The following is a 26,672-nucleotide window of genomic DNA, read 5'->3' as shown; positions in this document are numbered from 1 at the left end:
ACGCCTTGTTCAGCCCTGCGCCGAAATCAGGGCCATCGTGCCAGCCGCCTTGACGGCCAGCGTGCGCTGCCCATCGGCTGCGACGGCGTAAACCTCAGCCTCGGCGAAGCTCAGCTGACGCCCCGCGCGCAGCACCCAGGCCTCGCACTCCAGGCGCACACCGCGGGCGCCTCGCAGGAGGGTGGTCTTGAACTCAGCGGTGACGATCCAGAAACCGTCGGGCGCCATGGTCTGTGCCGCAGCCCCCATGGTGTGGTCCGCAATGGAGGCCATCACACCCGCATGCACCACGCCCGTGTGCTGCAGGTGGCGCGGCGCGAGCGTGAGCGCCGTGCGCACCCGCCCTGCTTCGCCGCCCGTGGCCTGCACGCCCAGGTCGGCCATGAAGGGCGCACTGGCGAAGAAGCCCTGCAGCGTGGGCAGATCGACCTTCATCGCCATGCCTTCGGTGCGCGTCCGCTGAGGATCAGAGAACCTCGAACACGCCGGCAGCACCCATGCCGCCGCCGATGCACATGGTCACCACCACCTTCTTGGCACCGCGGCGCTTGCCTTCGATCAGCGCATGGCCGGTCAGGCGCTGGCCGCTCACGCCGTAGGGATGCCCCACCGCGATGGCGCCGCCGTTGACGTTCAGGCGGTCGTCCGGCAGGCCGAGCTTGTCGCGGCAGTACAGCACCTGCACGGCGAAGGCCTCGTTCAGCTCCCACAGGTCGATGTCATTGACCGTCAGGCCCAGCTTCTTGAGCACCTTCGGGATGGCGAAGACCGGGCCGATGCCCATCTCGTCGGGCTCGCAGCCGGCCACCGAGAAGCCCAGGAAGCGGCCCAGGGGTTTGAGGCCCTTGCGCTCGGCATAGGCTTCGTCAACCACCACGCAGGCGCCGCCGCCATCGGAGAACTGGCTGGCATTGCCGGCCGAGATCAGGCCGCCGGGGATGGCCGGGCGGATGCCGCTGATGCCTTCCTTGGTGGTGCCGGGGCGGATGCCTTCGTCGTTCTCGACGGTGACTTCCTTGGTGATCAGGCCCAGCTGGCCGTCGGCCACGCCGGCGAGCACGGTGATGGGGGCGATCTCGTCCTTGAACTTGCCGGCTTCCAGCGCGGCGGTGGCGCGCTGCTGGCTGCGCGCGCCGTACTCGTCCATGGCCTCGCGACCGATGTTGTAGCGCTTGGCCACCTGCTCGGCGGTCTGCAGCATGTTCCAGTAGATCTCGGGCTTGTTCTTCACCAGCCAGGGATCGGTCAGCATGTGCTTGTTGGCCTCGTTCTGCACGCAGGAGATGCTCTCCACGCCGCCGGCCACGTACACCTCGCCCTCGCCCGCGATGATGCGCTGGGCGGCGGTGGCGATGGTCTGCAGGCCCGAGGAGCAGAAGCGGTTGATGGTCATGCCCGAGGTCGTGATGGGCAGGCCGGCGCGCAGCGCGATCTGGCGCGCGATGTTGCTGCCGGTGGCGCCTTCGGGCGTGGCGCAGCCCATGATGACGTCGTCGACCTCGGCGCCATCGATGCCGGCGCGCTGCACCGCATGCTGCACGGCATGGCCGCCCAGCGTGGCGCCGTGGGTCATGTTGAAGGCACCCTTCCAGCTCTTGGCGAGCGGCGTACGGGCGGTGGAAACGATCACGGCGCGGGTCATGGTGTCTTCCTTTGAATGGAGGCGGAAACGGAAGCGGGCTGCGACGCGTTGCGCAGCAGCTGCTGGTAGAAGCCGATCATGTCGCCGTAGGCGGCGATGCTCAGGCGTTCGTTGGTGCCGTGGAAGCGAGGCAGGTCCTCGTTGTCCACACGGATGGGCGAGAAGCGGTAGACCGCCTTCGAAATGCCCGTGAAATGGCGCGAGTCGGTGGCGGCGGTCATCAGGCCGGGGGCCACCACCGCATCGGGAAAGCGCTCGCGGATGCTGCGCTCGATGAGCGCATAGCCCGTGCTGTCGGTGGGCGAGACGGGCGACGGCTCGGCATTGCCGGGGTAGGCCTTGATCTGGATGTCGTCGTCGGCGAGCGCCTTCTTCAGATGGGCCTGCACGCTGTCCAGCGTGTCGCCGGGCAGCACGCGGAAGTTGACGGCCGCCTCGGCGCGGCCGGGTAGCACGTTGTCCTTGTTGCCGGCGCGCACGATGGTCAGCGCCGTGGTGGTGCGCAGCATCGCATTGCTGCTGGGGCTCTTCTCGAGCTGGCTGCGCACCAGCGGTTCGGTCAGCCAGAGGTTGGAGAGCATCACGCGGTTGAGCGGGCTCATCTCGGGCGCCAGCGTGCCGAACATCTGGCCTGCCACGCCGCGGATGCCGCCGGCCATGGGCGAAGCCTCCAGCCGTGCCAACGCCGCGCTCATGCGGCCGATGGCACTGTGCGCGGGCGGCATGGAGGAATGACCGGGCGAGGTGTCGAGCGTGAGGAAGAAGGTGCCGTAGCCCTTCTCGGCCAGGCCGACCAGGGCTGCGGGCTTCGAGAGGCCGGGCAGTACGCCGTCGAGCACCAGCAGGCCCTCGTCGAGCACCCATTCCAGCTCGACGCCGCGCGACTGCAGCAGCTCGGCGATGGGCCTGGCGCCGCGCAGGCCGCTGACCTCCTCGTCGTCGCCCATGACGAAATAGAGGGTCTGGCGCGGCTGGAAGCCAGCGGCCAGCAGCGACTCCACGGCCTCCAGCTGGGCGAGCAGGTTGCCCTTGTCGTCCATGGTGCCGCGGCCCCAGATGAAGCCGTCCCTCACCTTGCCGGCGAAGGGATCCACGCTCCAGGCGCGCTCAGTGCCGGGCGCGATGGGCACCACGTCCTGGTGCGCCATCAGCGCCGCGGGCATGGCCTTGGGGTCCCGCCCTTCCCAGGTGAAGAGCAGCGCATGTCGGCCCACCACCTCCTTGCGCAGCGCACCGTGCACGCGCGGGAACTGCTGGGCCAGGTAGGCCTGGAACTTGTCGAACTCAGCGCTGGACTCGCCGGAGCCGTCCATCGCCGAGATGGTGCGAAAGCGGACCGCGCCCGCCAATCGCTGCGCTGCCGAAGCGAGGTCGATGTCCGCCTTCGGCGCGGGCGCCACGGCGATCTGCCGCGAGCCCTGACGCCAGGTGTTGATGCCCAGCGCCGCGGCCAGCAGCACCAGCGCGGCGAGCAGGATCAGCAGGAGGCGGCGGATCATCGGTGGTCGGTTCGGCGGCGTCTCGGCCTCAGGCCTGGTCGAAGCCCTTGCCTTCGGCTGCCAGCTTGCGGATCAGGCCCGCCGGCTCCCAGAACTTGGCATCGTCGTTCGGGTTGCGACCGAAGCGCTGCATCGCCTGCACCACGTTGAACAGGCCCTGCTGGCTGGCGTAGTGCATCGGGCCGCCGCGGAAGATCGGGAAGCCATAGCCCGTGATGTAGACCATGTCGATGTCGCTGGCCTTGCTGGCAATGCCGTCTTCCAGGATGTGCGCGCCCTCGTTCACCAGCGAATACACCAGGCGCTGCACGATCTCCTCGTCGCTGATCTTGCGCGGCGTGATGCCCAGTTGCTTGCGGTGCTCGGCAATCATGTCCTCCACCAGCTTGGACGGGATCGCGTCGCGCTTGCCCGCCTGGTAGTCGTACCAGCCGGCGCCGGTCTTCTGGCCGAAGCGGCCCAGCTCGCACAGCTTGTCGGCCGTGCGGCTGTACTTCATGTCGGGCTGCTCCACCGAGCGGCGCTTGCGGATGGCCCAGCCGATGTCGTTGCCCGCCAGGTCGCCCATGCGGAAGGGGCCCATGGCGAAGCCGAACTTCTCGATGGCCTTGTCCACCTGCGCCGGCGTGGCGCCTTCGTCCAGCAGGAAGCCGGCCTGGCGGCTGTACTGCTCGATCATGCGGTTGCCGATGAAGCCGTCGCACACGCCCGAGACCACGGCCGTCTTCTTGATCTTCTTGGCCAGGCTCATCACCGTGGCCAGCACGTCCTTGCCCGTCTTGGCGCCGCGCACCACTTCCAGCAGCTTCATCACGTTGGCCGGGCTGAAGAAGTGCATGCCGATCACGTCCTGCGGACGCTTGGTGAAGGCTGCGATCTTGTCGACGTCGAGCGTGGAGGTGTTGGAGGCCAGGATGGCGCCCTGCTTGGCCACGGCATCGAGCTGGGTGAACACCTTTTCCTTGACGCCCAGTTCCTCGAACACGGCCTCGATGATCAGGTCGCAGTCCTTCAGGTCGTCGTAGCTCAGCGTGGTCTTGAGCAACGCCATGCGCTCCTCGTACTTCTCGGCCTTGAGCTTGCCCTTCTTGACCTGGGCTTCGTAGTTCTTGCGGATGGTGGCCACGCCGCGGTCCAGCGCCTCCTGCTTCATCTCCAGGATGGTCACCGGGATGCCGGCGTTCAGGAAGTTCATGCTGATGCCGCCGCCCATGGTGCCGGCGCCGATCACGCCCACCGTCTTGACGGGGCGCTGCGGCGTGTCGTCGGGCACGTCGGCGATCTTGCCGGCGGCGCGCTCGGCCATGAACAGATGGCGCAGCGCCGCCGATTCAGGCGTGAACATCAGGGCGATGAAGTTCTGGCGCTCGAAGGCCATGCCGTCGTCGAACTTCATCTTGGTGGCGGCCTGCACCGCCTCCACGCACTTGAGCGGCGCGGGATAGTTCTTCGACATGCCGCCCACCATGTTCTTGGCGAACTGGAAGTAGGCATCGCCCTGCGGATGGCGGCAGGGCAGGTTGCGCACCAGCGGCAGGTCGCCGCCCTTGGCGGCCACCTCGCGGGCGAAGGCGATGGCTTCTTCGAGCACCGACTCGGCCGAGCCGGCCATCTTGTCGAACAGCTTCTGGCCCGGCAGGCCGGCCAAGCGCTCGCTCTTGACCGGCTCGCCGCTCACGATCATGTTGAGGGCGGCCTCGACGCCCAGCACGCGCGGCAGGCGCTGCGTACCGCCAGCGCCGGGGATCAGGCCCAGCTTGACCTCGGGCAGCGCCACGTTGGTGCCCGGTGCGGCCACGCGGTAGTGGCAGCCCAGGGCCAGTTCCAGCCCGCCACCCATGCAGACCGAATGGATGGCGGCCACCAGCGGCTTGGTCGAGGCTTCGAGCGCGAGGATCACCGACAGCAGGTTGGGCTCGGCCAGCGCCTTGGGCGAGCCGAATTCCTTGATGTCCGCGCCGCCGGAGAAGGCCTTGCCCGCGCCGGTGATCACCACGGCCTTGACGGCCGAGTCGGCCAAGGCCTTGGCCAGGCCGTCGGTGATGCCGATCCGCGTGGCATAGCCCAGGCCGTTGACCGGCGGGTTGCTCATGGTGATCACGGCCACGTCGCCGTGGACTTTGTATTCAGCCGTCATGCTGCGTTCCTTGGGTTGCGATGAGGGAGCGTTCGGAGCCTTGCGCAGGTCGCCGGCGAGCCCGGCGTGCGCTGTTGTCTCCTAAAAAAGCACGAGTGTTCTTTTCGGGGCATTCTAGGCAGATCGCATGTCGCGACAACCGGCGCCAGTCGCTCCCGGGACAAACAGCCGCGAGCTTGCACCGGCGACCGCTCGAAGGCAAAAAAGAAGGGGCTCGCGCCCCCACTTTCGGCAGGGCCAAGGCCCTTGCATGGAAGCTTCAGACCTCCAGCCATTCCTTGCGGATGTTGGCGTCCGCCCGCAAGCCGTCGGGGGTGCCGTCGTACACGATGCTGCCGTGGCCCATGACCAGCGCCCGGTCGGAGATGTGCATGGCGATGGTGAGCTTCTGCTCGATGAGCAGCACCGACACGCCCTTGTCCTTGAGCGTGCGCAGGTACTGGCCCACCAGCTCGACGATCTTGGGCGCCAGGCCCTCGGTCGGCTCGTCGATGATGATGAGTTCGGGGTCGCCCATCAGCGTGCGGCACAGCGTCAGCATCTGCTGCTCGCCGCCCGAGAGCACGCCGGCCTCGGTGTGCTGGCGCTCCTTGAGGCGCGGGAACATCTGGTACATGTCGTCGAAGCCCCAGCGGCTGCCCTTGCCCGCGCCCTTCTGGCCCAGCATCAGGTTCTGGTGCACGGTGAGCTTGGGGAAGATGTCGCGGTTCTCCGGCACGTAGCCGATGCCCAGATGTGCGATCTCGTAGGCCTTGCGGCGCAGGATGTTCTGGCCTTTCCAGTGCACCGCGCCCTCCCCGTGGACCAGCCCCATGATGGCCTTGGCCGTGGTGGAACGGCCCGAGCCGTTGCGCCCCAGCAGCGCGACGATCTCGCCCGGCTGGATGGCGAAGGAGACGCCATGCAGCACGTGGCTCTTGCCGTAGTAAGCATGCAGGTCTTCGACCTTGAGCGTCATCTCAGTGTCCTCCTTGTTCGTCGGCCACTGGCGATCCCAGGTAGGCCTCCTGCACGCGCGCGTTGGCGCGCACGGCCTCGGGCGTGTCGAAGGCGATGACCTCGCCGTACACCACCACCGCGATCTTGTCGGCCAGGCCGAAGACCACGCCCATGTCGTGCTCCACCGTGAGCAGCGTCTTGCCGACGGTCACTTCCTTGATCAGGTTGATGAAGTGCGTGGTCTCGGTCTTGCTCATGCCGGCCGTGGGTTCGTCCAGCAGGATCACGCTGGCGCCGCCGGCGATGGTCACGCCGATCTCCAGCGCGCGCTGCTCGGCATAGGTCAGGTTGACGGCCAGCACGTCGCGCTTGCGCTCCAGCCCCACCTGGCGCAGCAGCACCTCGGTGCGCTCGTTGGCATCGTCCAGCCGCGAGAGGAAGCGCAGGAAGGTGTAGCGGTAGCCCAGGCTCCACAGCACGCCGCAGCGCAGGTTCTCGAACACCGACAGCTTGGGGAAGATGTTGGTGATCTGGAAGCTGCGCGACAGCCCCTTTCGGTTGATCTCGTACGGCTGCTGGCCATCGATCCGTTCGCCGTGCAGCAGTACCTCGCCGCTGGTGGGATGCAGCCGGCCGCTGATCAGGTTGAACAGCGTGGACTTGCCCGCGCCGTTGGGGCCGATGACCGCGATGCGCTCGCCGGCGCGCACCGCCAGGTTGGCGCCGCGGATGATCTCGGTGCGGCCGAAGCTCTTGCGAAGGTCCTTCAGTTCGATCGCGTATTCGCTGTTGCTCATGCTTGGCTCTCCACGCGGGCCATTGAATGTCGGGGTGCCATGTTCATGCCCTTCATGCGGCCGTCTCCTGACGCTTGATCTGCGCCTCGATCTCCTCCTGCGCCTGGCCCCAGCGGCGGGCGAAGCGGCGGCGGACCTGGTCGAACAGTGCCAGACCCACCAGCGCGACGGCGGCGACCAGCGTCCAGTGCGTGGCCGAGGACGTGTCCAGGGCGATGCCAAAGAAGCTCACCGTCGGCCCGAGCGCCGCATTGAGCTGCATGTGGTAGAGCATCTCGACGATGCCCGCGAAGCCCGCCGCCATCAGCGCGCCCGTGGCCGCCAGGCCGACATAGAGCCAGGTGAAGCGACCCAGCTTGCCGAAGCGCGCCACCCGCACGTTCATCATGATCAGGCTGGCCACGCCGCCGGGCGCGAACATCACCATGAACAGGAAAACCAGCCCCAGATAGAGCAGCCAGGCCTTGCTCAGCTCCGACAGCAGGATCGATGCGAACACCAGCAGCACGGCGCCGATGATGGGACCGAAGAAGAAGGTCGCGCCGCCGAGGAAGGTGAACAGCAGGTAGCCGCCCGAACGGATCGTGGAAAGGCTGTCCGACGCGTTGACGATCTCGAAGTTGATGGCAGCCAGCCCGCCACCGATGCCGGCGAAGAAGCCCGCGATGATGAACGAGAGATAGCGCACGCGCTGCGTGTTGTAGCCCACGAACTCCACGCGCTCCGGGTTGTCGCGCACGGCGTTGAGCATGCGGCCCAGCGGCGTGCCGGTGAAGGCGAACATCAGTGCCGTGCAGATGAAGCAGTAGACGGCGATCAGGTAGTACACCTGGATCTGCGGGCCGAAGTTCCACATCAGGAATTTGCCGTAAACGCGGTCGGTGGTGATGCCGCCCTCGCCGCCGAAGAAGCCCGGGAACATCAGCGACATGGCCGCCACCAGCTCGCCGATGCCCAGCGTGATCATGGCGAAGGTGGTGCCCGACTTCTTGGTCGTCACGAAGCCGAAGATGGCGGCGAAGAAGGCCCCCGCCACACCGGCGACCACCGGAATCAGCACCAGCGGCATCGGGATCTGCCCCTTGGAGGCCATGTTCATCGCATGCACCGCGATGAAGGAGCCCAGGCCGGTGTAGACGGCATGGCCGAAACTCAGCATGCCACCCTGCCCCAGCAGGATGTTGTACGACAGGCAGATGATGATTAGGTAGCCGATCTGCGAAAGCATCGTCAGCGCCAGGCTGCTGGTGAACACCAGCGGCGCCACGATCAGCGCGAGCGCGAACAGGCCCCAGACGAGGATTCGGCCCAGGTTCAGCGGCTTGAAGCGGTAGTAGGTGGTCGGTGATGTCATGGGGAGGGCACTCATCGATCAGTCCTCGCGGGTTCCGAGCAGGCCCTTGGGCCGGAAGATCAGGATCAGCACCAGGAAGAGGTAAGGCAGGATGGGCGCCACCTGCGAGATGGTGAGTTTGAGCAGCGGATAACCGAAGGTCTGGTCGGTCACCGCCATGCCAAGGGCCCGAAGGCCGGAGGCCATGGACTGGTCCAGCGCCACGGCAAAGGTCTGCACGATACCGATCAGCAACGAGGCCAGGAAGGCGCCCGCCAGCGACCCCATGCCGCCCACCACGACCACCACGAAGATGATCGACCCCACCGACGCGGCCATGGCCGGCTCGGTGACGTAGGTGTTGCCGCCGATCACGCCGGCCAGGCCCGCCAGCGCGGCGCCACCGCCGAACACCAGCATGAAGACGCGCGGCACGTTGTGGCCCAGCGCCTCGACCATCTCCGGGTGCTTGAGCGCGGCCTGGATCACCAGCCCGATGCGGGTGCGGGTGAGCAGCAGCCAGACAGCCACGAGCATCAGCAATGCGACAAGCATGATGAAGGAGCGCGACTTGGGGAACTGCGTGCCGTACAGCGTGAAGAGCGGCCCCTGCAGCGCCTCGGGCAGGCCGTAGGGCACCGTGGACCGGCCCCACACCAGTTGCACCACCTCGAGGATCAGATAGGACAGCCCGAAGGTGACCAGCAGCTCCGGCACATGGCCGAACTTGTGCACCCGGCGCAGGCTATAGCGCTCGAAGGCCGCGCCCAGCGCACCCACAAGCAGCGGTGCGATGAACAGCGCCGGCCAGAAGCCGAGCACGCCAGAGAGCGTGTACGCGAAGTAGGCACCCAGCATGTAGAAGCTGGTGTGCGCGAAATTGAGCACCCCCATCATGCTGAAGATGAGGGTCAGGCCGGAGCTGAGCATGAAGAGCAGCAGCCCGTAGCTCACGCCGTTCAGAAGAGAGATGAGAAAGAATTCCACTGTCGTCGAGCCTCAGGAAAACATCCGGCCCCGGGACCGGAGTCGGTCTCCGGCGGGCGCGGTGAGCATGGCCGGCGCGGCGCGCCGGCTGGCAGCGGAGGGGCCGCATCCGGGCCGGCGCGCAACATGCCGGCGCGGCCCGTGCTACCCGACGGTATCAGGACGGCCGCTTCATCTGGCAGCTGGTCGGCGTGCTGGCCACGTAGGGCTCGTAGTACTTGACCGGCGCCAGCGTGTAGCCCGTGTTCTCGGGGCTGTAGGGGTACTTGGCGCTGGCCTTTTCCCAGCGGGTGATCCACAGGCCCTGCTGCAGCTGGTGGTCGGCCTTGCGCATCTCGACGTCGCCATTGAAGCTCTTGAACTTCATGCCTTCCATGGCGGCCGCCACCTTCACCGGGTCGGTGGACTTGGTCTTGACGAAGGCCTCGTTCAACATGGAGAAGGCCGTGTAGATCACGGTCGTGTACATGTCGTCGTTGAACTTCTTCTTGTAGGCCTCGGTCAGCGGCTTGATGGGACCGTCGGCGTTGTAGTGGCTGTAGCCGACCTGGTAGACCTTGCCATCCGACGCTGCGCCCATGGCCGTGGGCGTGCCGCTGGTGACGGCGTAGTAGGTGTAGTACTTGACGTTGAGGCCGGCGTCGTTGCCCGCCTTGATCAGCAGCGCCAGGTCGGAGCCCCAGTTGCCGGTGATCACCGTGTCGGCGCCCGACTGCTTGATCTTGGCGATGTACGGCGCGAAGTCGCGCACCTGCGCCAGCGGATGCAGGTCGTCGCCCACGATCTGCACGTCGGGCCGCTTGCGGGCCAGGTTCTCCTTGGCGAACTTGCTGACCTGCTGGCCGTGCGAATAGTTCTGGTTGATCAGGTAGACCTTCTTGATGTCCGGCTGATCCTTCATGTAGGTGGTCAGCGCCTCCATCTTCATGGAGGTGTCAGCGTCCAGGCGGAAGTGCCAGTAGCTGCACTTGCTGTTGGTGAGGTCCGGGTCCACCGCCGCGTAGTTGATGTAGACCACCTCCTTGCCCGGGTTGCGCGCGTTGTGCTTCTCGAGCGCGTCCATGATGGCCAGGGCCGGGCCGGAGCCGTTGCCCTGCACGACATAACGCGCGCCCTGGTCCATGGCCGAGCGCAGCGCGGCGGTGGTCTCCTGCGGGCTCAGCTTGTTGTCGATGCCGATGATCTCGAACTTGACGCCGGCCGCATTCTTCTTGTTGAACTCCTCGGCCAGGAACTGGAAGGTCTTGAGCTGGTTGGTGCCCACCGCCGCCATCAGGCCCGACAGCGGGTCGAGCCAGGCGATCTTGACGGTCTCGCCCTGCTGGGCGAAAGCGGGGGCGCCGAAAGCCAGGATGCAGGCGGCGGCAGTCAGGTTGAGAGAGGTCTTCAAGGCATGTCTCCTGTGTGGTGTCCCGGGTGCCGGAACTTGCACGAGCGTACAGTGCTTCACTGCGCGCTCACTAGGGGAAAGCCCCGCGATTCCCCTCTGGAGAAAGCCTTTTCTATCACCCGGGCGACAGCCGCCGCCGCACCATTTCTACCCTCGGGTAGCACACGACTGGTGCATGCGCGTCAGGGCCGCTTCATCTGGCAGCTGGTGGGCGTGCTGGCCACGTAGGGTTCGTAGTACTTGACCGGCGCGAAGGTGTAGCCGGTGTTCTCCGCGTCGTACGGATACTTGCCGCCGGCCTTCTCCCAGCGCGTGATGTACAGGCCCTGCTGCAGCTGGTGGTCGGCCTTGCGCATCTCGACTTCGCCGTTGAAGCTCTTGATCTTCATGCCCTCCAGTGCCGCGGCCACCTTGACGGGATCGGTCGACTTCGTCTTCACGAAGGCCGCATCCAGCAGCGCGAAGGTGTGATAGATCGAGTTCTGCGTCATGTCGTCGTTCATGCGCTTCTTGAAGTCGGCCATCAGCGGCTGGATGGGCGGGCCCATGTTGTAGTGGCCGTAGCCCACCACGTACACCTTGCCAGCGGCCGAGGCGCCCATGGCCGTGGGCGCGCCCGAGCCGAAGGCGTAGTAGGTGTAGAACTTCACCGTGTCCAGCAGGCCGGCGTCGTTGGCGGCCTTGATGAGCAGCGCCAGGTCGGAGCCCCAGTTGCCGGTGATCACCGTGTCGGCGCCCGACTGCTTGATCTTGGCGATGTACGGCGCGAAGTCGCGCACCTGCGCCAGCGGATGCAGGTCGTCGCCCACGATCTGGATGTCGGGCCGCTTGCGCGCCAGGTTCTCCTTGGCGAACTTGCTCACCTGCTGGCCGTGCGAGTAGTTCTGGCCGATGAGGTAGACCTTCTTGATCTCCGGCTGGTCCTTCATGTAGGTGGTCAGCGCCTCCATCTTCATGGAGGTGTCGGCGTCCAGGCGGAAGTGCCAGTAGCTGCACTTGCTGTTGGTGAGGTCCGGGTCCACCGCCGCGTAGTTGAAGTACACAACCTCCTTGCCGGGATTGCGGGCGTTGTGCTTTTCGAGCGCATCGATGATGGCCAGCGCCGGACCGGAGCCGTTGCCCTGGGTCACGTAGCGTGCGCCCTGGTCCATGGCCGAGCGCAGCGCGGCCGTGGTCTCCTGCGGGCTCAGCTTGTTGTCGATGCCGATGATCTCGAACTTGACGCCCGAGGCATTGGTCTTGTTGAAGTGCTCGGCCAGCAGCTGGTAGGTCTTGAGCTGGTTGGTACCGACCGCGGCCATGAGACCCGAGAGCGGGTCCATCCAGGCGATCTTCACGGTCTCGCCCTTCTGTGCGAAGGCGCTGGTGGCCATCACGGCCAGCGCGGCGGCGGCAAGGTGCTTCAAGCGGACATTCATCGGTGTTGTCTCCGGGTGTTGGGTCCGCGCAGCGTAGCCACCGGGCCGCCGCCGGCGCTCAGGGAACACCCGAAAAAAAGGCCGCGGATGCGGCCTTCCCTATCGCGCAGGCGACAGCCCGCCGTGAATGGCTCAGAGCCCGGGCAGCTTGTAGTCCTTGAGCAGCTCGCGGATGCGCGTCTTGAGGATCTTGCCGGTGGCGCCCAGCGGGATCGCGTCGACGAACACCACGTCGTCGGGGATCTGCCACTTGGCCGTCTTGCCTTCGTAGAACTTCAGCAGTTCCTCGCGCGTGACCTCGGCGCCAGCCTTCTTTGCCACCACGACGATGGGCCGCTCGTCCCACTTGGGGTGGAACACGCCGATGCAGGCCGCCATAGCCACGGCGGGATGGGCCACGGCGATGTTCTCGATGTCGATGGAGCTGATCCATTCGCCACCGGACTTGATCACGTCCTTGCTGCGATCGGTGATCTGCATGAAGCCGTCAGCGTCGATGGTGGCTACGTCGCCGGTGGGGAACCAGCCGCCCCCGCGCAGCGGGTCGCCGCCCTCGCCCTTGAAGTACTCCTTGACGATCCACGGGCCCTTGACCAGCAGGTCGCCGTAGGTCTTGCCGTCCCAGGGCAATTCTTCGCCGTCGTCGCCGACGATCTTCATGTCCACGCCGAAGATGGCACGGCCCTGTTTCATGCGCAGCGCCAGCTGCTCCTCGGCAGGCAGCGACAGGTGCTTGTTCTTGAGCGTGCACAGGGTTCCCAGCGGGCTCATCTCGGTCATGCCCCAGGCATGCAGCACGTCCACGCCGTACTGCTCGCGGAAGGCGTTGATCATGGCCGGCGGGCAGGCCGAGCCGCCGATCACCGTGCGGTTGAGCCTGCTGAACTTGAGGCCCTGCGCCTGCATATGGCCCAGCAGCATCTGCCAGACCGTGGGCACGCCGGCCGCGAAGGTCACGCCCTCGGCCTCGATCAGCTCGTAGACCGACTTGCCGTCCAGCGCCGGGCCAGGGAACACCACCTTGGCGCCCACCAGCGCCGCGGAGTACGGAATGCCCCAGGCATTGACGTGGAACATGGGCACCACGGGCAGCACCGAATCGCGCGCCGACAGGCACATCACGTCGGGCAGGCAGGCGGCGTAGGCGTGGAGGATGGTCGAGCGGTGGCTGTAGAGCGCGGCCTTGGGGTTGCCGGTGGTGCCACTCGTGTAGCACATGCTGGAGGCCGAGTTCTCGTCGAAGCTGGGCCAGTCATAGGTATCGGCCTGGCCCCCGATCCAGTTTTCGTAGCTGACGAGGCCGGGCACGCCGGTGTCGGCCGGCAGCCTGTCGGCATCGCACAGGGCCACCCACTTCTTCACCGTCGGGCAGCGTGCGTGCACGGCCTGCACCAGCGGCAGGAAGCTGAGGTCGAAGCACAGCACCTGGTCTTCGGCGTGGTTGGCGATCCAGGCGATCTGGTCGGGATGCAGGCGCGGGTTGATGGTGTGCAGCACGCGGCCGCTGCCCGAGACGCCGTAATACAGCTCCAGATGGCGGTAGCCGTTCCAGGCCAGCGTGGCCACCCGGTCGGAGAAGAGCAGGCCTTCGGCCTCCACGGCGTTGGCCACCTGGCGGGCGCGGCGTGCGCAGTCGGCCCAGGTGTAGCGGTGGATGTCGCCCTCGACACGGCGCGAGACGATCTGGCCGTCGCCGTGATGGCGCTCGGCGAACTCGAGCAGGTTGGAAATCAGCAGGGGGCGGTCTTGCATCAGGCCCAGCATGTGGGAGGCTCCTTGGTGGCGAAGGCGAAGGGGATCGTGTGTCGCATGGCTGCGCGGCAGCCCGGGCGTGGAATGCTGGCGCCGGGCGCGCCGGCCATGGACAAGGCCGGCCGAGTATTGCGCAGTGCAGCATGCGCACCCCATCGGGAATCCCCGTAAATCCGGCGGGCGAAAGGGCTTCACGGACAATCTGGCGATGAGTTCCCTGCCCTCGTCCAGCCCCTTCGTGCCCAGCGTGGAGGGCCATGCCGCACCGCACTGGCGCGAAGGCTTCGCGAGCCTCGGCCCGGCCTTCTTCACCCGCCTGCGCCCCACGCCCCTGCCCTCGCCGACGCTGATCGCCACCAGCGAGCCGACGCGGCAACTGCTGGGCTGGTCGCGCGACTGGCTCGAATCGCCCGAAGCCCTGCAGGCCCTGGCCGGCAATGCCGTGCTGGAAGGCAGCGATCCGCTCGCCACGGTCTACAGCGGTCACCAATTCGGCGTCTGGGCCGGGCAGTTGGGCGACGGCCGTGCGATCCTGCTCGGTGAGACCGACAGCGGCTTCGAGGTCCAGCTCAAGGGCGCGGGCCGCACGCCCTACTCGCGGATGGGCGACGGCCGGGCCGTGCTGCGCTCCAGCATCCGCGAGTTCCTGTGCAGCGAGGCGATGCATGCCCTGGGCATTCCCACCACGCGGGCGCTGGCACTGGTCGGCTCGCCCGCGCCGGTCGCCCGCGAAAGCATCGAGACCGCCGCTGTCGTGACCCGCGTCGCGCCCAGCTTCATCCGCTTCGGCCACTTCGAGCATTTCGCCGGCCGCGGGCAGCACGAGGAACTGCGCCAGCTGGCCGATTTCGTCATCGACCGGTTCTACCCCGATTGCCGCGGCGACACCCGCTTCGGCGGCAATGCCTACGCCAGCCTGCTCAATGCCGTGAGCGAGCGCACCGCCGCACTGATGGCGCAGTGGCAGGCCGTGGGCTTCTGCCATGGCGTGATGAACACGGACAACATGTCCATCCTGGGCCTGACCATCGACTACGGCCCCTTCCAGTTCCTGGACGGCTTCAACCCGGCCCACATCTGCAACCACAGCGATTCCCAGGGCCGCTATGCCTACAACGCCCAGCCCAACGTCGCCTACTGGAACCTGTTCTGCCTGGCCCAGGCGCTGATGCCGCTGATCGGCGAGGAAGAACTCGCGCTGGCGGCCCTCAAGTCCTACCGCGAGATCTTCCCGCTGCGCTTCGAAGCCGCCATGCTGGCCAAGCTGGGCCTGGCCCAGCCCGTGGCCGGCGACGCCGCGCTGCTGGAGGCGCTGCTGCGCGTCATGGCCGCCGAGCGCATCGACTGGACCATCTTCTGGCGCCGCTTCGCGCACTACCGTGCCGGCGGCCCGGCCGATCCGCTGGACGACCTGTTCGTCGACCGCACCAGTTGGCGACACTGGCTGTCGGCCTTCGAACGCCGGCCGACGGAGGCCGACGCGGCAGCGGCCATCGCTACACTGCGCGCCAATCCGCGCTTCGTGCTGCGGAACCACCTGGGCCAGCAGGCCATCGAAGCCGCTCAGAAGGGCGACTTCTCCGGCGTCCACACCTTGCTTGCGCTGCTGGAGGCCCCATTTGACGAGCATCCCGGCATGGACGCCTATGCCGACTTCCCGCCCGACTGGGCATCTGCCATCGAGATCAGTTGCTCCTCATGACCGAACCGACCATCCGCAAGACCGACGCCGAGTGGAAGGCCCTGCTGGCCGAAAAGGGCGCCGAGCCCGCCGCCTTCAACGTCACCCGCCATGCCGCCACCGAGCGGCCCTTCACCGGCAAGTATGAGGCCCACTGGGCCGACGGCAGCTACCACTGCATCTGCTGCGGCGCCAAGCTGTTCGACTCCGACACCAAGTTCGACGCCGGCTGCGGCTGGCCCAGCTTCTCGGCCGAGGCCGTACCGGGTGCCATCACCGAGCACGTCGACCGCTCGCACGGCATGGTGCGCACCGAGACCGTGTGCAGCCAGTGCGGTGCGCACCTGGGCCATGTCTTTCCCGACGGGCCGGCACCCACCGGCCTGCGCTATTGCATGAACTCGGCCTCGCTGGACTTCAAGCCCGAAGACGGCGAATGAGCCACCACGAAGGCGCCCACCCATTCCCTGCATGAAAGCCCTGCTCGACTTCCTGCCGATCGTCCTGTTCTTCGGCGCCTTCAAGTTCTATGGCATCTACGTCGCCACCGGCGTGCTGATGGCCGCCACGGTGGTGCAGATGGCCATCGTCTACGCCATGGAGCGCCGGCTGCAGCCCATGCAGAAGGCGACGCTGGTGCTGATCCTGCTGTTCGGTGGCCTCACCCTGGCGCTGCACGACGACCGCTTCATCAAATGGAAGCCGACGGTGCTCTACGGCGCCATGGCCCTCGCGCTGGCCGTGGCCCTGTGGGGCATGGGCCGCAACGTGCTCAAGATGCTGCTGGGCAGCCAGCTGGTGCTGCCCGATCGCATCTGGCGCCGCCTGGGCGTGGCCTGGGTGTTCTATTGCGCCTTCATGTCGGCCATCAACGCCTACGTCGCGCTGTACTTCAGCACCGACGCGTGGGTCAACTTCAAGCTGTGGGGCTACGTCTTCCCCATCGCATTCCTGGTGGCGCAGGGCCTGTATGTGGCGCCGCATCTGCAGGCCCAGCCGGACGATAAGGAGTCGGCATGACCGGGGTCACTTCGGGCCTGCCGCGCGTGGAGGAACTCGAGGCCGCATTGCGCGCGCTGCTGCAGCCCACCCATCTCGAAGTGCTGGACGAAAGTGCCGCCCATGCGGGCCACTCCGGTGCCGGTCCGGCGGGCTGGGGCACCCACTTCCGGGTGCGCATCGCGTCTCCGCTTTTCGAGGGCCGCACGCGGGTGGCGCGGCATCGCCTTGTGTATGATGCCGTCCAGCCTTTTGTTTCACGCGGCCTGCACGCGATCGCCATCGAGACACTTTGAGCAAGCGCTGCGCCGGTCCCACCGGCACCTGCCGCCAGGCCTCTTTCCCCCTCCCCTCCATCGGCCCGATTCCGGCGCCAATCCGACCCTCCTAGCCGTTTTCCGATCATGAAAAAACAAGTGCTCCACGTCCTGGCCGCTGCCGCGCTGGCGGCTTCGCTGCCTGCCCTGGCGCAGAACGCCGCCATCGTCAACGGCAAGCCCGTGCCGAAGGCGCGCATGGAGGTGCTGGCCCAGCAACTGGCCGCCGCCGGCCGGCCGGTGACGCCCGAAATGCAGGACCAGCTACGCGAAGAAGTGATCACGCGCGAAGTCTTCATGCAGGAAGCGCAGAAGCAGGGTCTGGACCGCAGCGACGAGTTCAAGGCGCAGATGGAGCTGGCCCGCCAGGCCATCCTGATCCGCCAGCTGTTCGACAACTACCGCAAGACCAATCCGGTCACCGACGCCGAGATCCAGGCCGAGTACGACAAGATCGCGGCGGCCAACAGCGGCAAGGAATACCACGCCCGCCACATCCTGGTGCCGACCGAGGACGAGGCCAACAAGATCCTGGCCGAGCTCAAGAAGGGCGCCAAGTTCGAAGACCTGGCCAAGAAGTACTCGAAGGACCCGGGCTCCGGCGCCAACGGCGGCGACCTGGACTGGACCACCCCGGCCAGCCTGGTGCCTGAGTTCTCGCAGGCCATGGTCAAGCTCAAGAAGGGCGAGACCACTGCGGCGCCGGTCAAGTCCGAATTCGGCTGGCACATCATCCGCCTGGACGACACGCGCGAGATGCAGTTCCCCAAGCTGGACGAGGTGAAGGCCCAACTGACGCAGCAGATGCAGCAGCAGAAGCTGCAGAAGTACCAGGAAGAGCTGCGCAGCAAGGCGCGCGTCGAATAAATCCGCCGGCCACCGCCGGGTGGCGACGGTTCGGGGCGCCCGGCGCCCGACTCGTCAATTCATGAATCGCGGCCCGGATGCTTCCTGCGTCCGGGCCGTTTCGCCATCTGGCGCCGCCAGGCCCCACCCGCCGCGCTCCGCGCCCTGCAACAGCAGGGTCTGCAAGGCCGTGGCCGCCGCAGCCGGCACGTTCAATTCCACGTCGCGGCCATCGGTGGTGCGCCAGCGGATGGTCAACTGGCCTGCCGCATCGCTGCCCACGGGCACCGACAGCGTGACCTCGCCCACCACCGGGATGACCCCTTCGAGCAGCGAGCGGGATCCGGCGGGCGCCTGGGGCGGTGTGGCGAAATCCGCATCGCGCAGCGCCTGTGCGCGCGCGGATTCGGCCAGCAGATCCGCCGCCCCTTCGGGCAACGGCACCGCGCCCCATTCCGCCGCCACATGGGCGCGCGAAACCGCCTGGTGCAACGGGCCGTAGAGCGCCAGCAGCAGGCGGCGCGTGATCCAGAGGCTCAGCCGCTCCCCGGTCTGCGTGCTCAGGTGCAGCAGCAGCCGGTCTTCCGGCGCGACGTACTCGACGGTGATCTGGTGCAGTTGCATGGGCGCGAGTATGCGCGCCCTGCCCTGCCGCTCAGCCGACCCAGCGGCGTGCGTTGCGCCAGATCTCCATCCAGGGGCTCGGCGCCGCGCGGTCGCCCGAGGTCCAGCTCATCTGCACGTTGCGGAACACGCGCTCCGGGTGCGGCATCATGGCCGTGAAGCGGCCGTCGGCCGTGGTCACCGCCGTGAGGCCGCCCGGGCTGCCGTTGGGATTGAGCGGATAGCGTTCGGTGGCCTGCCCCGCATGGTCCACGAAGCGCATGGCGGCGATGGCGCGGCCCGCGTCGCCGCGGTGGCGGAAGTCGGCATAGCCCTCGCCATGGGCCACGGCGATCGGAACGCGCGCGCCGGCCATGCCGGCGAAGAACAGGCTGGGCGAATCCAGCACCTCCACCTGCGACAGGCGTGCCTCGAAGCGCTCGCTGCGGTTGGTGGTGAAGCGCGGCCAGTCCTGCGCGCCCGGGATGATGTCGGCCAGCTCGGCGAACATCTGGCAGCCATTGCACACGCCCAGGCCGAAGGTGTCGGCGCGGCCGAAGAAGTCGCCGAACTGCTGCGCCAGCCGCGGGTTGAAGGTGATGCTGCGCGCCCAGCCGATGCCGGCGCCCAGCGTGTCGCCGTAGCTGAAGCCGCCGCAGGCCACGATGCCCTGGAAGCGGGCCAGATCGGCCCGGCCGCTCTGCAGGTCGGTCATGTGCACGTCGACCGACTCGAAGCCGGCCTCGTGGAAGGCGTAGGCCATCTCCACATGCGAATTGACCCCCTGCTCACGCAGGATGGCCACGCGCGGCCGGGCACTGCCCACGAAGGCAGGTGCAGTGCCGAAGCCTTCCGGCAGATGCAGGTGCAGCCCGGTGTCGGCCGGGTCGCCGGCGGCGGCGTGCTCGGCATCGGCGCAGTCGGGGTTGTCGCGCTCGCGGCAGATCTTCCAGCTCACGCTGTCCCACACCTGGTGCAGGTCGGCCACGGTGGCGCTGAACACGGCCTTGGTGTCGCGCCAGACCTCGACCTTGCGCTTGCCGGCGTCGATGGGCGAGCTCTCAGGCCGGGTCTTGCCGACGAAGTGGCTGAAGACGGACAGGCCGTGCGCCCGCAGCGTCTGCATGACCTCGTTGCGCTCGGCCGTGCGCACCTGCAGCAGCAGGCCCAGCTCTTCGTTGAACAGCGCCTTGAGCGTGAGCTCCTCGCGGCGGGCGCTGACCTGCTGCGCCCAGTTCTTGGCGTCGCCCGTCTCCATGCGGCTGTCGCTGATGCCGTCGCCCTCGGTGACGAGCAGGTCGACGTTGAGCGACACGCCCACGTGGCCGGCAAAGGCCATCTCGCAGGCGGCGGCGAACAGGCCGCCGTCGCTGCGGTCATGCAGGGCGAGCAGCTTGCCTTCAGCGCGCAGCTGGTTGACGGCGTCCACCGTCTTGACCAGCAGTTGCGGGTCGTCCAGGTCGGGCACGCGGTCGCCGGTCTGGCCCAGCACTTGGGCCAGGATGCTGCTGCCCATGCGGTGCTGGCCGCGGCCCAGGTCGATGAGCACCAGCGTGGTGTCGGCCTCCTGCGCGTCGAGCTGCGGTGTGAGCGTGCCGCGCACGTCGTCGATGCTGGCGAAGGCGCTGACAATCAGGCTCACCGGCGAGCTGACCTTCTTCCTGTCGGTGCCCTCGGCCCACTGTGTGCGCATGGACAGCGAATCCTTGCCGACGGGAATGGAAACACCCAGCGCCGGGCACAGCTCCAGGCCCACGGCCTTGACCGTCTCGTACAGCGCGGCGTCCTCGCCCGGCTCGCCGCAGGCCGCCATCCAGTTGGCGGACAGCTTGACGCGCGCCAGCTCGATGGGCGCGGCCAGCAGGTTGGTGATGGCCTCGGCCACGGCCATGCGGCCTGAGGCGGCGGCGTCCATGGCGGCCAGCGGCGTGCGCTCGCCCATGCTCATGGCCTCGCCGGCAAAGCCGCGGAAGTCGGCCAGCGTCACGGCGCAATCGGCCACGGGCACCTGCCAGGGGCCGACCATCTGGTCGCGATGCGTCAGACCGCCCACCGTGCGATCGCCGATGGTGACCAGGAAGCGCTTGGAGGCCACGGTCGGATGCGCCAGCACCTGGATCGCGGCCTGTTGCAGGTCGACGCCCGTGAGTTCCAGCGGCTTGAAGTTGCGGTGGATGCGGGCCACGTCGCGGTGCATCTTGGGCGGCTTGCCCAGCAGCACGTCCATGGGCATCTGGACGGGTTGGCTCCCTCCCCCGCTGGGGGAGGGCTGGGGTGGGGGCACGCTGCCCCCATTCCCGCCTTCCCCCAGGGGGGGAAGGGGCAAGACCACGTCGCCGACGACGAGTTCGCGCTCTTCCGTGGCCACGCCGACCACGGCGAAGGGGCAGCGCTCGCGCTCGCAGAAGGCACGGAACTGGTCCAGCGACTCCGGCGCGATAGCCAGCACGTAGCGCTCCTGGCTCTCGTTGCACCAGATTTCCTTGGGCGCCAGGCCGGACTCTTCCAGCGGCACGGCACGAAGGTCGAAGCGGGCGCCGCGGCCGGCGTCGTTGGTCAGCTCGGGAAAGGCGTTCGAGAGGCCACCGGCGCCGACGTCGTGGATGGCCAGGATGGGGTTCTTGTCGCCCTGCTGCCAGCAGTGGTTGATGACCTCCTGCGCCCGGCGCTCGATCTCGGGGTTGCCACGCTGCACCGAATCGAAGTCCAGCTCGGCCGCGTTGGCGCCCGTCGCCATGGAGCTGGCGGCGCCGCCGCCCATGCCGATGCGCATGCCGGGGCCGCCCAGCTGGATCAGCAGCGTGCCGGCGGGGAACTGGATCTTGCGGGTCTGCGTGGCGTCGATCTGGCCCAGGCCGCCCGCGATCATGATGGGCTTGTGGTAGCCGCGCTGGACGGTATCCACGTCGCTCGCCACGGTCTGCTCGTACTCGCGGAAGTAGCCCAGCAGGTTGGGCCGGCCGAATTCGTTGTTGAAGGCCGCGCCGCCCAGCGGGCCCTCGGTCATGATCTGCAGCGGGCTGGCGATGTGGGCGGGCTTGCCGTAGCTGCCCTCCTCGGGCCACAGCTTACTGACGGTGAAGCCCGTCAGGCCCGCCTTGGGCTTGGAGCCGCGGCCGGTGGCGCCCTCGTCGCGGATCTCGCCGCCCGCGCCGGTGGAGGCGCCCGGGAACGGCGAGATGGCCGTCGGGTGGTTGTGCGTCTCCACCTTCATCAGCACATGGTGCAGTGCGTCTTCCTTGGCGTAGGCAGGCGCGTCGGCGCCCAGTTCGCTGCGGGCCACGAAGCGCTCGATGGCATGGCCTTCCATGACCGAGGCATTGTCCGAATAGGCGATGACCGTGTGCTGCGGATTCGTCTTGTGGGTGTGGCGGATCATGCCGAACAGGCTCATCGGCTGGCGCTCGCCGTCGATGGTGAAGTCGGCGTTGAAGATCTTGTGGCGGCAGTGCTCGCTGTTGGCCTGCGCGAACATCATCAGCTCGACGTCGGTCGGGTTGCGGCCGAGCTTGCCGAAGGCGTCGACCAGGTAGTCGATCTCGTCCTCGGCCAGCGCCAGGCCGAAAGTGGTGTTGGCCTCGACCAGGGCGGCGCGACCGCCGCCCAGCACGTCCACATGGGCCATGGGCTGTGGCGGCAGCTCGGCGAACAGGGCGGCGGCACCGTCCACCCCCGGCAGCACCGACTCGGTCATGCGGTCATGCAGCAGGCCGGCCACCTGGGCCAGGGCCGCGGCATCCAGCACGGGCGCGCGGCCCAGCAGCGGCGCCTTCAGGCCGACGTGGTACCGCGTGACGCGTTCCACGCGGCGCAGGGCCAGGCCGCAGTTGCGGGCGATGTCGGTGGCCTTGGAGGCCCAGGGCGAGACGGTGCCCAGCCGTGGGCTGACGACGAGCGTGGCGCCCTGCGGCGCGGCGCCGGCATCGAAGGGCTCGCCGTAGGTCAGCAACGCGGCGAAACGTTCGCGCGTCGCGGCATCCATCTCGGCATCGGCCAGCACCAGGTGCACGAAGCGCGCCGTGATGGCATTGATGCGCGCATCCACCGCCTGCAGGCGGGGCAGCAGCTGGCGTGCGCGGAAATCGCTGAGCGCCGCCCCTCCTTCGAAGATGGTCACGACGGGAGGAACGGTGGATGCGGGCTGCGTCACGGTGGGCGGGGCCTGGGGCCGGAAGGACAGAAGGGAGAGAGGCGGCAACCGGCCGCTGACTGGGGCCGTTCGCGAAAACCCGGCATTTTAGGGGGTCGGATGGGATAATCCCCTGATGAGCATTACCTACCACGACGCCGAAGGCATTGCCGCGATGCGCGTCGCCTGCCGCCTTGCGTCCGAGGTGCTGGACTACCTGACGCCCTTCATCAAGCCCGGCATCACCACCAACGAGATCGACCGGCTGGCGGCCGAGTACATGGTCACGCAGGGCACCACCTCCGCCACGGTGGGCTACAAGGGCGCGGGCGACGTGCCCTTCCCCAAGTCGCTGTGCACCTCGGTCAACCATGTGGTGTGCCACGGCATCCCGGACGACAAGCCCTTGAAGAAGGGCGACATCATGAACATCGATGTCACTGTCATCAAGGACGGCTGGTACGGTGACAACAGCCGGATGTTCGTGATCGGCGACGCCTCCATCGCCGCCAAGCGGCTCTGTCAGATCACCTTCGAAGCGATGTGGCACGGCATCCTGCAGGTCAAGCCCGGCAACCACCTGGGCGACGTGGGCCATGCCATCCAGCGCTTCGCCGAGGGCAATGGCTATTCGGTGGTTCGCGAGTTCTGCGGTCACGGCGTGGGCCGCACCTTCCATGCCGAGCCCCAGGTTCTGCACTACGGCCGCCCGGGCACGATGGAAGAACTCAAGCCCGGCATGATCTTCACCATCGAACCGATGATCAACGCGGGCAAGCGCGACATCAAGGAAGACCACCGCGGCGGCCGCTACGACGGCTGGACCATCGTGACGCGCGACCGCTCGCTCTCCGCGCAGTGGGAGCACACGGTGCTGGTCACCGAGACGGGCTACGAGGTGCTGACCCTGTCCGCCGGCAGTCCGCAACCCCCGGCCTTCGTGCCTGCCGCCAGCGGCCAGGCGGCTCCCCTCGCCGCCTGACGCGCCCGGCTGGCATGGGTTTCTCCGTCGCCGTCGACCTGCCGGCCAGCCTGCGCGAGCAGCTGCGCGCCGGCAAGAGTGCCGTGTTCGAGCGCCTTCTGGCGCCGCAGGGCGTGCGCAACATCCACGCCGTGCTCAAGGAGTTGGCGGCCGAGGCCGATGCCGCCTTGCGCGCCTTGTGGCAGGACGCCGGTTTCGGCGACCAGTTGGCCCTGGTGGCCGTCGGCGGCTATGGCCGCGGGGAGCTCTTTCCGTATTCGGATGTCGACGTGCTCCTGCTGCTGCCCGAGGGCGGCGAGGTCGAGCCGGCTCGGCTGGAGGCCTTCATCGGCCGTTGCTGGGACGCCGGCCTCGAAATCGGCTCCAGCGTGCGCACACTGGGCGAGTGCCTGAGCGAATCGGCGAAGGACGTCACGGTGCAGACCGCGCTGCTGGAGTCCCGCCTTGTCTGCGGAAGCAAGCGTCTGTTCGCCGCCTTCCGCAAGGCCTTCGACGAGGCCATGGACCCGCATGCCTTCTTCCTGGCCAAGTCGCAGGAGATGCGCCACCGCCACCTGAAGCACGACGGCACGCCCTATTCGCTGGAACCCAACTGCAAGGAATCGCCCGGCGGCCTGCGCGACCTGCACGCCGTGCGCTGGGTGGCGCAGGCGGCCGGCTTCGGCAAGCGCTGGGAAGACTACGCCCGCGACGGTCTGGCCACCCCCTTCGAGGTCAAGCAGATCAAGCGCAACGAGGCGCTGTTGTCGCTGATCCGTGCCCGCCTGCATGCCGTGGCCAAGCGGCGCGAGGACCGGCTGGTGTTCGACCTGCAGACGGCCGTGGCCGGGACCTTCGGCTACGAGAACGAGTCGGGCCGCCGCGCCAGCGAGGCGCTCATGCGCCGCTACTACTGGGCAGCCAAGGCGGTCACGCAGCTCACCGAGATCCTGATGCTGAACATCGCCGAGCGACTCAACCCGCAGTCGGCCACGCTCACGCGCATCAACGACCGCTTCTTCGAGAAGGGCGGCACCATCGAGGTGGCCAGCGACGACCTGTACGAGAAGGATCCGCACGCCATCCTCGAGACCTTCCTGCTCTACCAGAAGACCATCGGCGTCAACGGGCTGTCGGCGCGCACGCTGCGTGCGCTCTACAACGCCCGCGGCCGCATGGACAGCCGCTTCAGCAACGACCGGGTCAACCATGCGACCTTCATGCGGATGCTGCTGGAGCCGCGCGGCATCACGCATGCCATCCGGCTGATGAACCAGACGTCGGTGCTGGGGCGCTACCTGCGCGTGTTCCGCGGCACGGTGGGGCAGATGCAGCATGACCTGTTCCACGTCTACACGGTGGACCAGCACATCCTGATGGTGCTGCGCAACGTGCGGCGCTTCTTCATCGCCGAGCATGCGCACGAGTACCCCTTCTGCTCGCAGTTGGCAGCCGGCTGGGACAAGCCGTGGATCCTGTACGTGGCGGCGCTCTTCCACGACATCGCGAAGGGCCGCGGCGGCGACCACTCCGAGCTGGGCGCGCGCGACGTGCGCCGCTTCTGCCAGAAGCACGGCATCGGGCGCGAGGACACCCGGCTGATCGAGTTCCTGGTCGCCAACCACCTGGTGATGAGCAATGTCGCTCAGAAGCAGGACCTGTCCGACCCCGAGGTGATCGGCGCCTTCGCCCAGCGCGTGGGCAGCGAGCGCTACCTGACGGCGCTGTACCTGCTGACGGTGGCCGACATCCGCGGCACTTCGCCGCGCGTGTGGAATGCCTGGAAGGGCAAGCTGCTGGAAGACACCTACCGCCGCACCTCACGCGCGCTGGGCGGCCACCTGCCCGACCCCGACGCCGAGGTGGAGGCCCGCAAGCGCGAGGCGCTCACGCTGCTGCAGCTGCATGCTCAGCCCTTCGAGGCGCACAAGGCGCTGTGGGACACGCTGGACGTGAGCTACTTCATGCGCCACGACGCAGGCGAAATCGCCTGGCACGCCAAGAAGCTGTCGCGCTTCGTGGCGCCCAAGGGCATTCCGGCCGATCCGCATGCCAAGGCCATCGTGCGCGCCCGCCTCTCGCCGGTGGGCGAAGGGCTGCAGGTGGTGGTCTACACGCCCGACCAGCCCGACCTGTTCGCACGCATCTGCGGCTATTTCGACCAGGCGTCGTTCAGCATCCTGGACGCGCGGGTGCACACGGCCACCAATGGCTATGCGCTGGACACCTTCCAGGTGGTGACCACCTTCCTGCCCGAGCATTACCGCGAGCTGATCAGCATGGTCGAGACCAACCTGGCGCTGACGCTGGACGCCTGGGGCGAGCTGCCCGCGCCCAGCCGGGGCCGGGTGTCGCGGCGGGTGCGCAGCTTCCCGATCCAGCCGCGGGTGTACCTCACGCCCGACGAAAAGGCGCAGCGCTGGCTGCTGACCATCTCGGCCAGCGACCGGGCCGGCCTGCTCTACAGCGTGGCCCGGGTCCTGGCGCGCCACCACCTGCACCTGCAACTGGCGAAGGTGACGACGTTGGGCGAGCGGGTGGAGGACAGCTTCCTGATCAGCGGTCCCGAGCTGTATGGCCAGAAGGGGCAGTTGGCGATCGAGACGGAGCTGATCGACGCGCTGGAAGCGGCCTGAGCGCGGGGGCAAGCGGCTGCGGTCTTTCCGGTCGCACAAGTGGCTGGAACAGTAACCCGGCGGAGGACGTCGGCATGCGCGCTCCCGGTGCACGCTCGCGCTGACCGACTTGGCGCACAAGCGATGTGCTCGCTGTCCATCGACGTGCTTTGGGCACTGCACGGCGCCGCGAATGGCACCTCCGCACGCACACCGCCATCCCCCGCCTCGACGCTGCGCACGAATCCCTCCAGTTCGACGCTGCGCGCGAGCCCTTCCCTTTGGGCCCGAAGGTTCACGGGATCTCTTGGGCAACTTGGGTCAGCCAACCCCGACCGTTCGGGCTGAGCCTGTCGAAGCCCCGCGCGGGCGCTGCGTCGCACCGGTCAGGGCGGGTCGGACGTTGGCGCCGCGCGCCGTCATGCCCTTCGACAAGCTTGTATGGTTTGGTTTCCATCAACCAAACCGTAAGAAAGGGCGAGGAGCCGGGATGTAGGGACATCGACAAGCATCGGCGGTAGCTTCAGACCCCACCGACCGACACCCTGAGTCATCACCCCATCCCTGCGCCGAGCGTCGATAAGGAACCTGGCGACGTCGCATGCGCTGTGCAGCAACGATCCCCGA

Annotated in this window: 20 protein-coding genes; 7 read left to right on the top strand and 13 right to left on the bottom strand. The window is 67.7% G+C overall.

Features of this window, described 5'->3' with window-relative positions:
• Positions 1-9: 9 nt before the first annotated feature.
• The 11 genes from ABIC63_RS22630 to ABIC63_RS22580 form a co-directional block, all read right to left on the bottom strand.
• A complete protein-coding gene (locus ABIC63_RS22630; RefSeq protein WP_294374101.1) occupies positions 10-435 on the bottom strand; it encodes a PaaI family thioesterase in 426 nt (141 codons plus the stop codon).
• 31 nt (positions 436-466) lie between these two features.
• Positions 467-1,642: an acetyl-CoA C-acyltransferase gene (locus tag ABIC63_RS22625; protein WP_294374104.1), complete on the bottom strand. Its 1,176-nt coding sequence runs from the start codon at positions 1,640-1,642 to the stop codon at positions 467-469.
• Positions 1,639-3,141 (bottom strand): M20 family peptidase, encoded by a 1,503-nt coding sequence (locus ABIC63_RS22620; RefSeq protein ID WP_354321464.1) that lies wholly within the window; start codon positions 3,139-3,141, stop codon positions 1,639-1,641. The genes ABIC63_RS22625 and ABIC63_RS22620 overlap by 4 nt, the downstream gene beginning before the upstream one ends.
• 28 nt (positions 3,142-3,169) lie before the next feature.
• On the bottom strand, positions 3,170-5,278 hold the full coding sequence (locus tag ABIC63_RS22615) for a 3-hydroxyacyl-CoA dehydrogenase NAD-binding domain-containing protein (protein ID WP_354321463.1): 2,109 nt from the start codon (positions 5,276-5,278) through the stop codon (positions 3,170-3,172).
• Positions 5,279-5,537: 259 nt separating this feature from the next.
• Positions 5,538-6,236: an ABC transporter ATP-binding protein gene (locus ABIC63_RS22610; protein ID WP_076512112.1), complete on the bottom strand. Its 699-nt coding sequence runs from the start codon at positions 6,234-6,236 to the stop codon at positions 5,538-5,540.
• A 1-nt stretch (position 6,237) separates the two neighbouring features.
• Positions 6,238-7,014: an ABC transporter ATP-binding protein gene (locus ABIC63_RS22605; RefSeq protein WP_294374120.1), complete on the bottom strand. Its 777-nt coding sequence runs from the start codon at positions 7,012-7,014 to the stop codon at positions 6,238-6,240.
• Positions 7,015-7,066: 52 nt separating this feature from the next.
• Positions 7,067-8,368 (bottom strand): branched-chain amino acid ABC transporter permease, encoded by a 1,302-nt coding sequence (locus ABIC63_RS22600; RefSeq protein WP_502935905.1) that lies wholly within the window; start codon positions 8,366-8,368, stop codon positions 7,067-7,069.
• Between the two features lie 18 nt (positions 8,369-8,386).
• Positions 8,387-9,334, bottom strand: coding sequence for a branched-chain amino acid ABC transporter permease (locus ABIC63_RS22595; RefSeq protein WP_017760881.1), 948 nt, complete (start codon positions 9,332-9,334; stop codon positions 8,387-8,389).
• Positions 9,335-9,491: 157 nt separating this feature from the next.
• On the bottom strand, positions 9,492-10,724 hold the full coding sequence (locus ABIC63_RS22590) for a branched-chain amino acid ABC transporter substrate-binding protein (RefSeq protein ID WP_354321461.1): 1,233 nt from the start codon (positions 10,722-10,724) through the stop codon (positions 9,492-9,494).
• A 182-nt stretch (positions 10,725-10,906) separates the two neighbouring features.
• Positions 10,907-12,142 (bottom strand): branched-chain amino acid ABC transporter substrate-binding protein, encoded by a 1,236-nt coding sequence (locus ABIC63_RS22585; RefSeq protein ID WP_295373450.1) that lies wholly within the window; start codon positions 12,140-12,142, stop codon positions 10,907-10,909.
• Positions 12,143-12,274: 132 nt separating this feature from the next.
• A complete protein-coding gene (locus ABIC63_RS22580; protein WP_354321460.1) occupies positions 12,275-13,906 on the bottom strand; it encodes a 3-(methylthio)propionyl-CoA ligase in 1,632 nt (543 codons plus the stop codon).
• Positions 13,907-14,102: 196 nt separating this feature from the next.
• Between ABIC63_RS22580 and ABIC63_RS22575 the strand changes: the two genes are divergently transcribed.
• From ABIC63_RS22575 to ABIC63_RS22555, 5 genes are all read left to right on the top strand, one after another.
• Positions 14,103-15,596 carry a protein adenylyltransferase SelO gene (locus tag ABIC63_RS22575; protein WP_354321459.1) on the top strand — a complete coding sequence of 498 codons (1,494 nt, stop codon included), beginning with the start codon at positions 14,103-14,105 and terminating at the stop codon, positions 15,594-15,596.
• Complete coding sequence (gene msrB / locus ABIC63_RS22570) at positions 15,593-16,015, top strand: peptide-methionine (R)-S-oxide reductase MsrB (protein WP_294374138.1); 423 nt, start codon at positions 15,593-15,595, stop codon at positions 16,013-16,015. Before ABIC63_RS22575 ends, msrB begins: the two co-directional genes overlap by 4 nt.
• 31 nt (positions 16,016-16,046) lie before the next feature.
• The gene (locus ABIC63_RS22565; RefSeq protein ID WP_234192178.1) at positions 16,047-16,595 is read left to right on the top strand and encodes a septation protein A; all 549 of its coding nucleotides are present in this window, start codon (positions 16,047-16,049) and stop codon (positions 16,593-16,595) included.
• Complete coding sequence (locus ABIC63_RS22560; protein WP_294374141.1) at positions 16,592-16,870, top strand: BolA family protein; 279 nt, start codon at positions 16,592-16,594, stop codon at positions 16,868-16,870. The genes ABIC63_RS22565 and ABIC63_RS22560 overlap by 4 nt, the downstream gene beginning before the upstream one ends.
• 108 nt (positions 16,871-16,978) lie before the next feature.
• Complete coding sequence (locus ABIC63_RS22555; RefSeq protein WP_043114965.1) at positions 16,979-17,758, top strand: foldase protein PrsA; 780 nt, start codon at positions 16,979-16,981, stop codon at positions 17,756-17,758.
• A 54-nt stretch (positions 17,759-17,812) separates the two neighbouring features.
• Here ABIC63_RS22555 and ABIC63_RS22550 read toward each other — a convergent pair whose 3' ends face one another.
• Both ABIC63_RS22550 and purL read right to left on the bottom strand, forming a co-directional pair.
• Positions 17,813-18,361 carry a hypothetical protein gene (locus ABIC63_RS22550; protein ID WP_354321458.1) on the bottom strand — a complete coding sequence of 183 codons (549 nt, stop codon included), beginning with the start codon at positions 18,359-18,361 and terminating at the stop codon, positions 17,813-17,815.
• Between the two features lie 31 nt (positions 18,362-18,392).
• Positions 18,393-22,490, bottom strand: a complete 4,098-nt coding sequence (gene purL, locus ABIC63_RS22545; RefSeq protein ID WP_354321457.1) for a phosphoribosylformylglycinamidine synthase — start codon at positions 22,488-22,490, stop codon at positions 18,393-18,395.
• A 115-nt stretch (positions 22,491-22,605) separates the two neighbouring features.
• On the opposite strand from purL, the gene map reads away from it, so the two are divergent.
• Positions 22,606-23,451 (top strand): type I methionyl aminopeptidase, encoded by an 846-nt coding sequence (gene map / locus ABIC63_RS22540; RefSeq protein WP_354321456.1) that lies wholly within the window; start codon positions 22,606-22,608, stop codon positions 23,449-23,451.
• A gap of 14 nt (positions 23,452-23,465) precedes the next feature.
• Positions 23,466-26,066: a [protein-PII] uridylyltransferase gene (locus ABIC63_RS22535; protein ID WP_354321455.1), complete on the top strand. Its 2,601-nt coding sequence runs from the start codon at positions 23,466-23,468 to the stop codon at positions 26,064-26,066.
• The last annotated feature ends 606 nt before the right edge of the window (positions 26,067-26,672 follow it).

Source organism: Pseudacidovorax sp. 1753 (genome assembly GCF_040544975.1).
Classification (GTDB): domain Bacteria; phylum Pseudomonadota; class Gammaproteobacteria; order Burkholderiales; family Burkholderiaceae_C; genus Xenophilus.
The sequence above is the reverse complement of the archived record's forward strand: the minus strand, read 5'-3'. Positions and strand labels throughout refer to the sequence as shown.